The following is a 14,721-nucleotide window of genomic DNA, read 5'->3' as shown; positions in this document are numbered from 1 at the left end:
CTCATATCTGCCAAATCTTGAACCAAACCTTACCTCTGATTATATCAACGGGACAATCTATCTCTTTTTGATCTTGAATAATTAGTATTAAAAACTTACATAAATCATGCGAAAAAGAATTTTAGAAGGAATTGCCGGTATTGGTTTACTGGCTGTTCTTCCGGCTTGTAGTACTCAAAAACAAACGACTATTCCGGAAGATGTGTATGCTGTGGCACGTACCGTACAAACCGGAACGGTGCAGGAAACGGGAGCTGACAAGCAACAGGGGCAAATATCCCGGAATGTGGAAATTCCCCAGTTACAGGTCGATGCCCAGTCAGTTTATAACCGGATGATTAATTACATCGTTCCGGAAGAAGAATTGGCTCCGGTGTTATTGAAGGAACAACTGGCTGTTTACATTGATTTTCCGGCCGGTGGTATTCAGGTGAACCTTAAATACGGAAATAATTCTGCCGAACTGGCAAAGCTGGAAGGACATTTGAAAACCTTGTTGCAATCTGCTGGCGGGTATGTAAAAAACATTCGTATTACCGGTTACGCCTCTCCCGACGGGAACACGAAGGATAATGAACGTCTGGCAGGCAACCGTGCCGTTCAGTTTAAAAACTATCTGCAAAAACAATTCAAACTGCCTGCCACCTGCCAGGTTTCCGTCGATTGGGTGGGAGAAGACTGGGACGGTTTGAAACGTTTAATCTCCGGGGCAGATAAAAAATACGGTAGCCGTGTACTGGCTATTTTCCAACTGACTGACGATCCGGATAGCCGTCGCAAACAGATAAAAGCCATAGATAACGGTGCCGTTTATAAAGATATCGAAAAGAGTTTTTTCAGCCGTTTACGCCGGATGGAACTGACTGTCGAAACAGAAGTGCAACAACCTGTCTTTACTGATTCTCAATTGCTCGAAGCAGTATATACCCATCCGGAAAAAATCTCATTACCAGATTTTATCCGTTTGGCCTCTTTCTATCGTCCGGGTACCGAACAATACCGTGAAGTATATGAGATAGCCGCCTATACCTATCCCTCCTGTGCAGTCGCCCTGCTGAATGCCGCTGCCGCTTCGTTGGCATTGGGCGATAAGGAATCGGCCCGCCACTTTTTCCAACAGGTAGGCGATGATCCGCGCGCTTATAATAATCAGGGAGTTTTGTTGCTGATAGAAGGGGATAAAGATGGAGCCGCTTCCTATTTCCGTAAGTCTCTTCCTCAGAATCCGAGATTAGCTCGTGAAAATCTGAGAATGATAAATGAATAGTTTTTGGATCAGCTAAATAAATTTGAATATGAAAAAGAAAATACGCTGCAATTTTGTCGATTTCTGGCCGGACTTTGATTATAGGTTTACCTTATGGTTCTTATCGGATGAATATGAGTTTCTGATAGATAAAGAACATCCGGATTATTTATTCTATTCCTGTTTTGGAAATGAACATTTGTTTTATGAAGACTGTATCCGGATTTTTTGGAGTGACGAAAACATCATGCCCGATCTTAATTTATGCGATTATGCCCTAAGTTTGAGTAATCTTCAATGTGATGACAGAACTTTTCGGAAATATAGCGGATTTCTGTATAGAAAGGATTCTCACCTGGTTTTACCGGTTTTAAAAGAAGAAGCGTTGCTAAACCGTAAATTCTGCAATTTTGTTTATTCCAACAATACTTGTGCCGCCCCTTATCGGGAGTTGTTCTTTAATGCTTTATCCGGTTATAAACGAATCGATTCAGGTGGTGCTTTTTTGAATAATATGGGTAAAAGGGTTGGTGATAAGCGACAGTTCCTGCGTGATTATAAATTCACTTTAGCGATCGAGAATTCGAGTTTGCCGGGATATGCGACTGAAAAAATCCTGGAACCGTTCATGGCCCAGTCGTTACCGCTATATTGGGGTAGCCCCACTGTCAGTTCGGATTACCATCCGAACTCGTTTGTTAATCTGATGAATTATTCTTCTATGGAAGAAGCTGTTGAGGAGATTATCCGCCTGGATAAAGACGATGCTGCTTATCTGGAAAAAGTGATGACGCCCTTCTGGCCTTACGGGGCTAATTTTGAGGAGTTTTGGGATAGTGAAATAAAAAAAATAACGGATTTTTTCAGGCATATTTTTGAACAACCTCTGGATAAAGCCGGTCGCCGGGTACGCTATGGCTGTAACAAATTTACTATTATGAGACGAAGGAGATATGATGCTCCGACATTCCTTGAATTGTCAAAATCTATGACCAAAAAGCTACTGGGAAAAAAATAAGGGTGTTTTGAAATGTTAAGACCAGTCTTTCGATTTCAAAATAAGGGACTTTTACAGTTAAAGGTCATGACCTTTTTTTAGGAAATAAGCAACTCATTCCCGGCCTAATACATACAACAATGGATAAAAAAAATTATGTAGGCTTGCGGGAGGAGATCCGTTATCTTTTCCGACTTTTAAAGTGAATATTCAACGACAACCGGATCCGGTACGGACGGTTATGGAGACAGCTGTTTTTTTACGCGAATCGGGTGATATCGACAGTGAACAATGGCATCAATTTTCCCATCGTTTCTTTACGGAATATCGCGATACGATTATACAGTATTACGGTTATGAAAGCCAGCTGTATTATACGCCACCCAGGGAACTGGTTTACCCACGCTTCTTTGTTGCAGTCATGTCGGTTTTATTGGAGCTGGGAATCATCAGAGCTAAAAAAGGGCAATTGGTTAAAACGCTTTGCGGTATGTTTCGTTTAGACCAGGAACTTTCCACCATCCGCCGATGGTTTTATGAGATGCCTCCTGAATATGAAGAGGTTTTAACAAAGTTTAAAGATTCGTTTCACACACTAAAAACCAAGAAATAAATTATTAATCAGCTGGGAATGAGTTTGCTTTCTTCTCGTTTTCCCGGTTTTTAGTGTACTCCGCCCAGCGGTATACCGGGTGTATATTTACATCATAGGGTAAGCGGGCAGGAGTGTCCTGAATGATTTTTTGATCGCACGTTTCTTTGTATTAGTTATAATAATATTCATTCTATATTAAAGAGGCCGTACGAACCGTTGTCAAGGTAATGTCTTATAACCATCTTCTACCGTTTGATAATCAAAATTCGTAATCTGTCACAAAAGCGCGCTTTTACCTGTCACGTTTGAATTAGTAACTAAAAAGGTTGTAAAAATGAAAAAACGTAAGGAAAACATGACTCCGGATTACCGGAAGTCGGGCTACCTGAAAGTGGGTAGAAGTGTGTTGCGCGCATTTTTTATGGGAGAACGGGATCTTCATGAGTTGGCTTGTGTTTTACTCTGTGTCGAAACCTTTGCCTATTTCAGCGAAGGACAGGTTTGTTTGAACGACCAGGTTTATTTCTGTCATCCGGGAGAGTGGATCACTTCGTACACGGAGATCGAGGAACTGACCGGTATCGATCGCCGCCAGGTAAAGAAATGTCTGGTGAAGCTGGAAAAGCAACATTTCGTACTGGTGTCGAATGTCGGTTTTTACAAACGGATCGCGTTGGTCAATTATGAACAATCCGTACAGGTGCAACATGGGGAACCGGCGGCAAATAAAACGAACGAAACCGACCGGAATAATTCCGGTGGCAGTATCTGGGACGAAGCGATGAATTTTTATAATCCGGGTAATAATCAGAAAGGAGCGGTGAATTGATGAACACACAAAAGAACATACAGTCTCAGCCGAACACGAACCTCCGGCTGGAACAAGCCGTGATAGCCGGCCTGTTGATAAGTCCGGAAGCAATATTCGATGTGGCGGACCGGTTACAGCCGGATATGTTCAGCGACAACCGGACTGGTTTTGTTTATCGCGCGGTTCTTTCGCTGATGGCCTCCGGAATAGCTGTCGATATGCTGACCGTAGAGAATGAGATGCGACGGCTGGATAATAGCTTGTATATGCAGTTGAACGGATTGTCGTTCTTGTCGGACATGTTGCTGGACGTACGCACCGATGCCCATATCCGTATCCATGCCGACGAGCTGGTTTGTTGTTATACCTTGCGCCAATTGGTGAATGAGTTGAAGAAAAAAGAGACGGAGGCGCAGTTGCCCTCCGCCGATGTTATTGGATTATTGACGGGGATAGAGGATCTGGCCGGTTCCTTGCGCGATGGCATGGCACATGTTTCGTCGATGGAGAATGCCGGTGCGGTAGCCGCCCGTGTGTTGGATGAATCGTATCGTGAACAGGCTTTGCGTGAATCCGGGGAAATCAGCCGTGTCTTTTTCGGTTTGCACGACCTGGATGCGATGACGGGAGGACTTTACAAAGAGGAATTGACGGTTATTGCCGGACGTCCCTCCATGGGAAAATCGGCAGTGGCTTTGTGGATGGCACTCCATCAGGCGCGGCAAGGTATGGCAGTCGCCTATTTCAGTGTGGAGATGAGTAAAGAGCAAAATGTGATGCGACTGCTTTCGATGATCAGCGGAGTCAATGCGGATAGCTTGCGTTTTAAAGGTACTTCAGTTTCTGATCGTGCCCGGTTGGAAGAAGCAAAGAAGGAACTGGAGCGGTTACCGCTCACGCTGGAATATTGCGGATCGGACACGATCGAAGATATGCGTGCCAAAGCCCAGTCTTTGCATAAAAAAGGCTGGTTGGGAGTTTTATATATCGATTATCTGAATCTGATCAATATCATTGTCTCAAAAAATGATTTACAGGAGACGACAGATCTTGCCCTGGGCACTATCGCCCGTAAGGCGAAACTGATGGCAGAAGAGATGAAAATCCCGGTGGTTTTGCTGGCCCAGCTAAACCGTGATGTCGATCGCCGCCAGGGGAGTCATTTTCCGATGCTGAGCGATTTGCGTAATTCCGGTGCGATAGAACAGGTGGCGGATGGGGTCATATTCGTTTATCGTGCCGAGAAGTACAATATTTTTTATGATCCGAAGACAAAGGAAGATTTGCGGGGAGTGGGCATGTTGCTGGTTGCTAAAAACCGTAACGGGGCAACAGGTATAGCTAAATTCCGCTACAATCCGGCAATGACTTGCCTGACGGATTATGATCCGAGAGTGATATAATGAAAATGATAATTGAAAAGCATTTAAAATAATGGAAAATGTTAACAAATATAAACGTGAGAGGTGGCTCTCTAAATTTAAAGAAGTTATTAAAAATGGTTATCCCTGGGATTAGTAAGTTGTTTGTAATCTATCGCCTGTATATCAAAAATAGGAAAAGATTACCTCGAAAGTTTATTATCGATTCGGACCGGAAACTGGTGTATTTGAATAATCCTAAAGTGGCTTGTTCTTCGATTAAAATCTCAATGTTCGGAGAACAGCCGGATATCCATGTTTTTGCGGGAGTTTATACAGAGGTAGAGTTGGATCAGGAGACCGGCCGGTATTATAAATTCACGTTTGTGCGAAATCCTTTCAAACGTTTGGTTTCTTGTTTTGAGGATAAATGCATACAGCATCCAGATGATATCTGCTGGGATAGTTATTTGTTTAGTAGTTTGTTGCGCGTACAGGATTTTAGTCAATTTGTACGTAGGGTTTTTTTACTTCCCGGTTGTTTGGACGAACCTCATTTTGCAGGGCAGTACCGATTGATTTATGACAAAGGTGATAAATGCCAGGTCGATTTTGTCGGTAAGGTTGAAAATATAAAAGAGGAATATGAACCGATCCGTGAACGATTTAATCTTCTTCCGTTATCTCATACGAACCGGGCTGCTTCGCTGACCGGAAAATATTGGATGGATTATTACACTCCGTTTACGGCATGGCTCGTCTACCGGAAATACAAAAAAGATTTCATCGCTTTCGGATATGAAGATGAATACACGAAGCTAAAGGAATATTTGAAAGGCAAGAAATGAAATCATAGAAATAATGTGCCAATTTAGAAATAATTGAACTATCTGTTTATTGACTGGTTGTAACTGGCTCCCCTCTTGAGAGGGGGTAGGGGGTGTGTTAAAGCCAGTCAATAAAACAAGCCTTGTTACAAGTTTATTTGCCGTCTGCTTCAGCTGACGGATTAGTAAAGGATCTATCTCATTGGACTTTAGTCCCATTTCTTACAGGTTTCTATCTAGGAGAAATGTGGCTGAAGCCAAAAGAGAGAAACAACTTGTAAACCGTCAGCTGAAGCAGACGGCAAATGAACCTGTAATAGTCAAGTGACTCTGATTATGGTGGTTGTATAGGCGGGAATATGACACACCCCCTTCCCCCTCTCCAGAGGGGAGCCAGTTACAACCAGTTGCTATAAACAAACACTCATTTCTGATAAATTATGAACCGGAAAGATCGAATCAAGCAAGTGGCTCGTTTGGAGGAGGTAGTTGAACGCTATCTGCCTCTGAAACGGAGTGGAAGTTCGGCAAAGACTTTGGTAGGGCTTTGCCCGTTTCATGCCGACCGGCATCCGTCGTTGTGTGTAAATGTAAAAGAACAATACTATAAATGTTTTGCTTGTGGCGAGGGAGGCGACCTGTTCAAATTCGTACAGCGGATAGAAGGTTGCGATTTCCGTACGGCATTGAAGAAGCTGGCGGGGTGGTACGGTTTGCCGGATACCGGAGAGAATTACCAACCGGTCAAATATCCTCCGGTACGACCGAAGCGACAGCCGGTACCGGTAGAACCGGTCAGCCAACTCTGTATAAACAGCCTGCTCCGTAGCCACCGGATGATATTCGATTTGCTGGAAACCTATATTCCGGAAACGGATATTCTCCGCGAAACATATAAAACGTTTGAAGTTGGAATTGCTCCGGCTGCTCTGCCCGCCTCTTATGCGGATTTATGTGGCCGTATTATCTTTCCGGTACGGAATGAAAAGGGAGAACTAATTGCTTTTGCCGGACGATACCAAGGAGAAACGGAAGGGACGGATATCCGTAAATACGTCAATTCGCCGGATAGTCCGGTTTACCATAAAAGCGAAATTTTATATGGCTTATATCAAGCCCTGGAGGCAATCCGTGAACATCATTTTGTTTATATCACCGAAGGATACAAAGATGTGCTGGCCATGCATGCCGCCGGGTTCCGGAATACGGTGGCCTTATGCGGAACGGCATTAACCGAACAACATATAACGTTACTCTGCCGGTATACCCGGTACGCCATAATTATGCTCGACGGCGATGAAGCCGGGCAAACGAACGGGATACGATCGGCACGCTTATTGGTTGAAAAAGGCTTTTCGGTCGGACGGATCGTTCTTGAACCGGAGCATGATCCGGATTCCCTACTTGGTATGATGGGACGTGAAGATTTTACCGGATATATAAAAAGATTAACCCGTTTCAGTCGGTTGGAAGTTTATGAAACCGACCTGCTTCGGCAGATAAAAAAAATATTGGAAGATTTACACCTGGCTTTGACGGTAACGGAACGGAAAGACTTATTTACCGGAATGATCCCCTTGCATAAACGCCTGGAGAAAGTTACGCAGCTACTGGCGCATTCTCCGGTATTGAAGGCGGAATGGTTATTGGATTAGTCGTTGAAAATAAATTCAAAACTTTTTTTAAAATAGAATATATGATTGTTGACCGAGAACGCAAAGTAATATACTTGCACAATCCGAAATGTGGCGGAACATTTTTAAGGAATATTTATATCGAGAAGTATGGAAAAACAGAAGCTACGAAATGGTGGAAACTTTTTTCAAAAGAATATGGAACAGATTTGGGGCATATAACGTATGATGATTTGCCACGTTTTATACCGGAATGGCAGGATTACAGGCTTGTTACGATGATCCGGAATCCTTATAATCGTTTTTATTCCGGAATAAAAGAGTTGAAAAAACAACTGGCTCCTTTTAACTTTTGTTCCATAAAAAACTTCAGATATTTTTATGAAAAGGAATGGTTAAGTTTGAACAAATACCAAAAAATATACGAATTATTGCGAAGTATATGTCCTGGGACATATACCGGTCTTCTGGTGAAGCTGAATCTCGCTTCACCAGAAGATGCATGTAAATATATTTCTTCATTAAAGCGTAGTAAGCAGGATGTTTTTTTGAGAAATAAAAGAATTCCCTGGATAGCTCCCCAAAGTAACTATATGGCTGACAAAGTAGAAATATTACGGTATGAATCGGAAAGCGATTGGGAAAAGTTGCTGGAAACTTTCGGTTTGTCTGCGTATAAAGATCGTTTGGCAATAGCAAAGGACTATGCGATACCGGACGATATTCGGAAGAAGATTGAAAAGCTATATCAGGAAGACCGGGAGTTGTTTCTGATGTATAGCGATTCTATAAAAACAAATTAAATATCCAAGATTCAAATGAATGTCGTACATGTTATTAATTCTATGAGTTCAACTTATGGAGGATCGGCTCGTGCAACCTTATTGACGGTTAGAGGGCTAAATGAACAAGGCGTAAAAGCGCAGGTGTTAACCAAGCAACTATTAAAGGGCGAAATACCGTTGTCTAATGAATCATTCATTCATTTTTTGCCTTTACCTCGTTTTTATTATGAACGGTGGGGATATGCGAAAGCCTTTCCACAGGCGCTGAAGTCAATCCACTCTGTGGATGCCTACCATGTGCAAGGACTTTGGCAATATCCAGGATATATTACTGCTAATCTGGCACGAAAAGAAGGAGTCCCTTATCTTATTACCTTGCATGGTTCTTTATATCCGGAGGCTTTAGCGCATTCTTCTTTGATAAAGAAAACGGCTTTGTCTCTGTTTCAATGTAAAATGTTACAGGATGCAGCCTGTATTCATACTACATGTACAGAGGAAATGGAGCATTACCGTTCATTAGGATTTACAAACCCTGTGGCTTTATTACCATATCCGATGGAGTGTAGTGAGAAAGCAGAACCTTCGTTGCCTGTTGGCGTGAAGCGTTTCGGATATTTGGGACGTATCCATTCTCGTAAGAGAGTAGAAAGGCTGTTTGAAATCTGGTATCGTCTAAATGAACCGGGGGAATTATTGGTTATGGGAGACGGCGAACCGGATTATATGCAGTTTCTTAAAAATGAAGTGAAGCGGTTAGGGTTGCAACAAGTTCGTTTTACCGGATTTGTAACCGGTGAAAAAAAGAACCGTTTACTGGCATCACTGACCTGTCTGGTTGTTCCCAGTGATTTTGAAAACTGCGGCCTAATTACTCCCGAGGCCTTATTACAGGAAGTGCCGGTTATAGCGACGACGGGTTCCCCTTGGCAGGAGTTGGAGACTCATCGTTGTGGCTATTGGGTGAATAATGATGTGGATACATTAACAGAAGCCGTGAGCAAAATTTTGAATTCGGATCATACAACTCTTCAGGAAATGGGGAAAAGAGGAAGGCAGTTGGTACTTGATAAATATGCCGTAGGGAGGGTTTCCGAGCAAATGGTACAACTATACGACTGGGTAACCGGGAAAATAGATAAACCTGATTTTATATATTATTGATGATGAAAAGGTAATTATATACTACTAAAAAATATTTTGAGCCATGGAATGAAAAATTCTTTGAGTTGATAGGACGGAGAATGGATTGGTAAAAAACGAATATAAAATGAATATAAAAGTTTCAGTAATAATTCCCATATATAACAGAGCTTACTGTTTGGCCCGTTGCCTGGACTCTGTTTTGTCCCAGACTTTTACGGATTGGGAATGTATTTTGATCGATGATGGTTCTACCGACGGGAGTTTATCGGTATGCCGCCATTATGCGGAGACAGACTCCCGTTTCAGGGTATATAATCAATCGAACAGTGGCGCTTCCGTTGCCCGTAACCGGGGATTGGAATTGGCATGGGGACAATACATTGCATTTATCGACAGCGACGATTGGGGGGAGAGTACTTATTTGCAACTATTATATGATGCTGCCGGCGAAGATACAATGTCGTTTTGCGGACAGGATGAATTTGATTGCCAGGGAATGCGAAGCAAGGAGATGCCGGTAAAAAGTGACGAGTCGTTTTCGTTGGATAATAGTGGAGCGGACTTGATTGCTTATTATTTTTTTGATTCGAAGCTCTTGTTCGGACCTGTGAATAAACTGTATGCACGAAAGATCATCGGGGATTATCACATTCGTTTCCCTGTCGGTATCGATTGGGGAGAGGATACGATTTTTAATTATACGTATTATAGTCATGTCAGTAAGCTGAAAGGTGTACCTTTTACTCTATATCATGTTATGAAACAACAGATTTCATTGACAACAGAGGCGAAATATGATTATTTCCTTTCTGATTCGAGACAAAAAAGATGGGATGGTTTCTCTGATTTTCTACAAAAGAAAGGTCTTAATCATCCCAGGCTGATGCAGGTTGCGGATAATTATTATATCTACCTCTTTTGTGAATCGACCGCCGGTTCGATTTTTGTACACGACCGATTGTCATGGATAGAGCGTTATAAACGGATGAGAGGGTTAGTCATGAATGCCGACCGAAGTAAATTCAAGAAGTATATCATTCGGCCGGGTGCATTGGCCTATAAGTCTGTTGCTGTGTATTTCAGACTTCCGGTTCTCCTTTTCTTGTTTTATGAAATTAAATATCTCTTTTTGAAAATCAAATAATCTATTAATAAATATTGAAGGATATGAATAAGAATGATTTGGCTAGAGAAATAGCGAGCCGCATGCCGGTAACGGTTACTATGGCTTCGAAATTACTGGATACCCTGTGTGTCGTAGTTGGAGAATCGATTCGGAAGGATGAGTCAGTCTTGATACAAAATTTCGGGCATTTCCAACCCTGGCAACAAAATGAACGTTTCGGACGCAATCCGCGTACGGGGGTAGAATGTCCGATTCACAAGCGGGTCAGCGTGAAATTTAAACCGGGGAAAAGATTACTGGAACTATTGAATGAGAGACATGAAGATAAAGACATATGTGATTAATTTGAAGCGATCCGCAGACCGCCGGGAGTATATCTTGAAAGAGACTGCCCGGTATGCCTGTATGGATGTCGAACTGGTGGAAGCGGTAGACGGATACCGGCTTTTACCGGAAGAAACGGAACGGAGGTTCGATGTCAAACGATTTACTTATCGTTATAAACGTTATCCGTTTCCGGGTGAGGTCGGGTGTACGCTAAGCCATCAGGAATGTTATCGCCGGTTATTAAATTCGGACGAAGAGGTCGCATTGATATTGGAGGATGATGTTGTTTTTCTTCAACCGGAGCTTGTGGATGCTGTTATGGCTGAATGTTGTGAGCTGCTGAAAAAGAAAAAAGGTGGAGTTTTTATCTATTCTCTTTTGCCTGTGAGTTCTACCAGGGGGAGAGATATGGGAAACGGATATAGCATTTATCGGGCTTGGTTCGGATTGGGAGCTTATGCCTATCTGATACACCGGAATGTTGCGAATAAACTGCTGACAGATATCCCGTCGGTACTGGTTGACGATTATCAGTATATGAATTTGAAGGGAATAAAGGTATATGGACTGTTCCCTCTATTTTCGACAGGCGATAGTATGGGAACGAATATTCAACAAGGCAAGCAGGATATAGAATACGTGACGAATATACCGGTTCGCTACAGATTGCAAAATCTGTTCAGAGGCGGGTGCCGGAAATTATTGCTTTTATTGCATATACTGTCTGTGAGATAACCGATTAATAAAATTAGATGTATGAAAATAATCAATTATTTATTTGCTGTATTGTTTTGTTCTCTTTTATTCTCTTCTTGCGGAAGAGTAAAAGATTTCGCTTACTTGCAAGGAGATGACTTGTTTAAGCGGATGGAGGTCTCCGATTCCGTTGAAATAAAAATAAGGAAAAATGATATTTTGGATATTTCCGTTAGTTGTGCCGAACCTGAGTTATTACAGCCGTTTAACAACCTGTTATGGGGAAATAATTATTCCGGAAATTACGGAGGAGGATATAATAACCGTGGTTATCTGGTAGAACAGGACGGGACCATTAATTTCCCTCTGTTGGGAAAGCTCAAAATACAAGGATTGACCCGGCGCCAACTGATAGAGTTGATTCAGGACAAGCTGAAGAAAGGGGATTATATAAAAGATCCGGTGGTAACAGTTCGTTTTCAAAATTTTAGGATACAAGTGTTGGGCGAAGTGAACCGTCCCGGTTCATATAACATAACTTCTGATCAGGTCACTCTGTTCGAGGCTTTGGCGCTTGCCGGCGATTTGACAATCCATGGGCGTCGTAACCGGGTTGCCGTGGTCAGGGAAACGGATGGTGTACGGACGATTTTGTATCATGACCTGCGTTCGAGAGATGTTTTCAATTCTCCTAATTTTTATTTGCAGCAGAACGACCTGGTCTATGTGGAGCCTAACCGGGTACGAGCGGAAGCAAGTACCCAGAATCAGTTCACCAACGTCGGGACCTGGTTGTCTTTGATTTCGTTTCTGATGTCAACCTGCGTACTTATCTTTAAATAAAATACTTATGAATGATGATAAGCCTTATATAGAAGAATGGCATTTGAAAAGCGAGTTGAATATTCGTAAAGTCTGGGATGTATTGCTTATTAAATGGCATTGGTTTGCATTGTCGGTGTTCATCTGCCTCATGCTGGCTTTTGTTTACATACGTACTGTCCCGGTTGTTTATAAACGGGAAGCAGTTGTTCAGTTAAAAAATACAGCGAAATCGGAGGAAGCCTTCAATGAAAAACAGTTGTTTGAGGATGGCAATAATATCGACGGGGAGATTCTGATTTTTAAATCCCGTTTGTTGATGGGCGAAGTTATACGGCGGTTAGGATTGGATATCAACTATGCTGTGGATGACGGGTTGAAAAGCAGGGATTTATATACCGACTCTCCGGTGGAAATCAGTTTTCCGGATTCTTCTTTTTCCAAACCGGCTATTTTCTCCGTTATCCCTTTGCCGGAAGGCGGCTTTCGGATAAAAGGGCTGGAGGATGATCCGGATGGTGTGATGAAATATACTTTTGGCAAGCCGCAGAATAGCCCGCTGGGTAGGATGATTGTCAGGCGTACTTCTTTTTTCAATGACGAATGGCTGAATGTTCCGATACAGGTAACATGTAGTGATCGTAAATCGCTTATCAGTTTATATCTGGACGGGCTCGAAGTCGAGCGGTCGGCTAAAGATGTCAATTTATTAACGCTCACTTACCAGGATACGGATGCAAAGCGGGGAGAAGATATCCTGAATACGTTGATACAAGCGTATGTGGATGAGTCGATGCAGGATAAGAACATGATTATTCGCAGTACGGCACTTTTTATTGACGAACGTTTGCAGTTGATCAATGAAGAATTGGGCGATGTGGAGAATAATATTGAAAATTACCGGAAGCAGAATCAATCGGCGGATTTGGCTGAAGAAGCTAAAATCTATTTGGGAAACCGGAACAGGCATGATATGGAGATCACCGAATTGACCAACCAGAGGGAATTGGTTGAATTGGTACAGATGTATCTGCATGACCCGTTGAAAAACGAACATTTGCTTCCGGCTAACACTGGTATAACGAGTGTCGGTGTGGAGGGAATGATCGATAAATATAACACGACATTATTGGAACGGAATAAGTTGATGGTGAATGCGGGTGACAATAGTCCTGCCGTAAAAGAGCGAAGCAGCCAACTGGCCTCCTTACGGAATGCTATCGCCCAAAGCCTGAGAAATACGAAAGAGGCGATCGATATGAAGCTGGATTATACCCGTAGAATGCAGATGCTTGAAATCGGGAAGATCAGTAGTATTCCGACTCAGCAGAAATATGTTTTGTCGGTGGAACGTCAACAAAAAATCAAAGAAGAACTGTTTCTTTATCTATTGAACAAACGGGAAGAAAATGCATTGTCGCTGGCTACGGCCGACAGCAATCTGCGTATTGTGGATAGTGCTTATGCGGCCGAAATGGCGGGAGCAAATGCCTTGATTGTTTTATTGGTAGCCTTTCTGGTTGGTTTATTGGTTCCCGGTTTATGCTTCTATATCCGTCAGTTACTCGATGTAAAAGTACGTGGGCGTAGAGATATTGAGGAGAATTTGACCATTCCTTTTCTGGGGGAAATACCTCGTAAATCGAAAAAATCAGGTTTGGTGGTGGTACACGAACAAGGGCGCGACGCTGTTTCGGAGGCGTTCCGTGTCATTCGTTCCAATCTGGACTTTATGCTGAGCAAGAAAGGAGAAGTACAGTCGATCATGTTTACTTCATTTAATCCGGGTTCGGGGAAAACTTTTATTTCAGCCAATTTGTCTGTGGCATTAGCATTGGCCGGTAAGCGGGTTATTTTGTTGGAAATGGATATTCGTAAAGGTTCGGCAAAGAGTGAAGATGGAACTGTGCCGGCAGGGATAACTAATTATTTATCCGGCAAGGTGTCGGGCATCAGGGATATTATCCGGAAAAGTGAATGGCATGATACCCTGGATGTTATTACCTCCGGGCCAGTTCCTCCCAATCCGGCAGAACTATTGCTCAGCAATCGTCTGGACATGCTGATGGAGGAATTAAGAAGGGAATATGACTTTATTCTGATAGATACTGTCCCTTATGGAGTAGTGGCGGATGCACAGGTAATTAACCGGATTGCCGATTTATGCATTTATGTGATCCGTGAAGGACGTTTCGACCGACGGTTATTGCCGGATGTCGAGAAACTTTATACGGATGGCAGATTGTCACATATGGCTGTTGTTCTGAATGAAGTCTGTTATGAGCAGGCAGGCTATTACGGCTATTATGGTTATTATGGCTATGGATACGGAAATAAAAAGGAATAGT

General features: G+C 42.7%; 14 protein-coding genes. All 14 read left to right on the top strand.

Annotation, left to right across the window (positions count from 1 at the left end):
• The first annotated feature begins 106 nt into the window (after positions 1-106).
• The 14 genes from NBH15_RS20730 (at position 107) to NBH15_RS20665 (ending at position 14,720) form a co-directional block, all read left to right on the top strand.
• Complete coding sequence (locus NBH15_RS20730) at positions 107-1,267, top strand: OmpA family protein (RefSeq protein ID WP_128134966.1); 1,161 nt, start codon at positions 107-109, stop codon at positions 1,265-1,267.
• Positions 1,268-1,295: 28 nt separating this feature from the next.
• Complete coding sequence (locus tag NBH15_RS20725; RefSeq protein WP_128134965.1) at positions 1,296-2,264, top strand: glycosyltransferase family 10 domain-containing protein; 969 nt, start codon at positions 1,296-1,298, stop codon at positions 2,262-2,264.
• A 181-nt stretch (positions 2,265-2,445) separates the two neighbouring features.
• Positions 2,446-2,856, top strand: coding sequence for a hypothetical protein (locus NBH15_RS20720; protein ID WP_233567403.1), 411 nt, complete (start codon positions 2,446-2,448; stop codon positions 2,854-2,856).
• Positions 2,857-3,172: 316 nt separating this feature from the next.
• Positions 3,173-3,667 (top strand): hypothetical protein, encoded by a 495-nt coding sequence (locus NBH15_RS20715; protein WP_128134964.1) that lies wholly within the window; start codon positions 3,173-3,175, stop codon positions 3,665-3,667.
• Positions 3,667-5,052 (top strand): replicative DNA helicase, encoded by a 1,386-nt coding sequence (locus NBH15_RS20710; RefSeq protein ID WP_250823438.1) that lies wholly within the window; start codon positions 3,667-3,669, stop codon positions 5,050-5,052. Before NBH15_RS20715 ends, NBH15_RS20710 begins: the two co-directional genes overlap by 1 nt.
• A 38-nt stretch (positions 5,053-5,090) precedes the next feature.
• Complete coding sequence (locus NBH15_RS20705) at positions 5,091-5,858, top strand: sulfotransferase family 2 domain-containing protein (protein ID WP_128134962.1); 768 nt, start codon at positions 5,091-5,093, stop codon at positions 5,856-5,858.
• A gap of 419 nt (positions 5,859-6,277) precedes the next feature.
• Positions 6,278-7,492: a DNA primase gene (locus NBH15_RS20700; protein WP_250823437.1), complete on the top strand. Its 1,215-nt coding sequence runs from the start codon at positions 6,278-6,280 to the stop codon at positions 7,490-7,492.
• Positions 7,493-7,533: 41 nt separating this feature from the next.
• Positions 7,534-8,274: a sulfotransferase family 2 domain-containing protein gene (locus tag NBH15_RS20695; protein WP_128133476.1), complete on the top strand. Its 741-nt coding sequence runs from the start codon at positions 7,534-7,536 to the stop codon at positions 8,272-8,274.
• A 42-nt stretch (positions 8,275-8,316) separates the two neighbouring features.
• Positions 8,317-9,420 carry a glycosyltransferase gene (locus NBH15_RS20690; RefSeq protein WP_233566926.1) on the top strand — a complete coding sequence of 368 codons (1,104 nt, stop codon included), beginning with the start codon at positions 8,317-8,319 and terminating at the stop codon, positions 9,418-9,420.
• A gap of 106 nt (positions 9,421-9,526) precedes the next feature.
• Positions 9,527-10,546 carry a glycosyltransferase gene (locus NBH15_RS20685; RefSeq protein ID WP_128133478.1) on the top strand — a complete coding sequence of 340 codons (1,020 nt, stop codon included), beginning with the start codon at positions 9,527-9,529 and terminating at the stop codon, positions 10,544-10,546.
• Positions 10,547-10,569: 23 nt separating this feature from the next.
• Positions 10,570-10,872 (top strand): HU family DNA-binding protein, encoded by a 303-nt coding sequence (locus NBH15_RS20680; RefSeq protein WP_128133479.1) that lies wholly within the window; start codon positions 10,570-10,572, stop codon positions 10,870-10,872.
• The gene (locus tag NBH15_RS20675; RefSeq protein WP_128133480.1) at positions 10,847-11,590 is read left to right on the top strand and encodes a glycosyltransferase family 25 protein; all 744 of its coding nucleotides are present in this window, start codon (positions 10,847-10,849) and stop codon (positions 11,588-11,590) included. Before NBH15_RS20680 ends, NBH15_RS20675 begins: the two co-directional genes overlap by 26 nt.
• Positions 11,591-11,611: 21 nt before the next feature.
• Positions 11,612-12,394, top strand: coding sequence for a polysaccharide biosynthesis/export family protein (locus NBH15_RS20670; RefSeq protein ID WP_250823436.1), 783 nt, complete (start codon positions 11,612-11,614; stop codon positions 12,392-12,394).
• Positions 12,395-12,401: 7 nt separating this feature from the next.
• Positions 12,402-14,720, top strand: a complete 2,319-nt coding sequence (locus NBH15_RS20665; RefSeq protein ID WP_186960937.1) for a GumC family protein — start codon at positions 12,402-12,404, stop codon at positions 14,718-14,720.
• Position 14,721: the final 1 nt, after the last annotated feature.

Source organism: Parabacteroides caeci, from assembly GCF_023656795.1.
In the GTDB taxonomy this organism is placed as follows: Bacteria; Bacteroidota; Bacteroidia; order Bacteroidales; family Tannerellaceae; genus Parabacteroides; species Parabacteroides segnis.
Note: the sequence above shows the minus strand (reverse complement) of the source record. Positions and strands in the feature narration are given on the sequence as shown.

Bases quoted from the DNA above. Each gene is read 5' to 3' on its own strand.
- NBH15_RS20730 (WP_128134966.1), top strand. From the start codon at position 107: ATGCGAAAAAGAATTTTAGAAGGAATTGCCGGTATTGGTTTACTGGCT.
- NBH15_RS20725 (WP_128134965.1), top strand. From the start codon at position 1,296: ATGAAAAAGAAAATACGCTGCAATTTTGTCGATTTCTGGCCGGACTTT.
- NBH15_RS20715 (WP_128134964.1), top strand. From the start codon at position 3,173: ATGAAAAAACGTAAGGAAAACATGACTCCGGATTACCGGAAGTCGGGC.
- NBH15_RS20710 (WP_250823438.1), top strand. From the start codon at position 3,667: ATGAACACACAAAAGAACATACAGTCTCAGCCGAACACGAACCTCCGG.
- NBH15_RS20705 (WP_128134962.1), top strand. From the start codon at position 5,091: ATGTTAACAAATATAAACGTGAGAGGTGGCTCTCTAAATTTAAAGAAG.
- NBH15_RS20700 (WP_250823437.1), top strand. From the start codon at position 6,278: ATGAACCGGAAAGATCGAATCAAGCAAGTGGCTCGTTTGGAGGAGGTA.
- NBH15_RS20695 (WP_128133476.1), top strand. From the start codon at position 7,534: ATGATTGTTGACCGAGAACGCAAAGTAATATACTTGCACAATCCGAAA.
- NBH15_RS20690 (WP_233566926.1), top strand. From the start codon at position 8,317: ATGAGTTCAACTTATGGAGGATCGGCTCGTGCAACCTTATTGACGGTT.
- NBH15_RS20685 (WP_128133478.1), top strand. From the start codon at position 9,527: ATGAATATAAAAGTTTCAGTAATAATTCCCATATATAACAGAGCTTAC.
- NBH15_RS20680 (WP_128133479.1), top strand. From the start codon at position 10,570: ATGAATAAGAATGATTTGGCTAGAGAAATAGCGAGCCGCATGCCGGTA.
- NBH15_RS20675 (WP_128133480.1), top strand. From the start codon at position 10,847: ATGAAGATAAAGACATATGTGATTAATTTGAAGCGATCCGCAGACCGC.
- NBH15_RS20670 (WP_250823436.1), top strand. From the start codon at position 11,612: ATGAAAATAATCAATTATTTATTTGCTGTATTGTTTTGTTCTCTTTTA.
- NBH15_RS20665 (WP_186960937.1), top strand. From the start codon at position 12,402: ATGAATGATGATAAGCCTTATATAGAAGAATGGCATTTGAAAAGCGAG.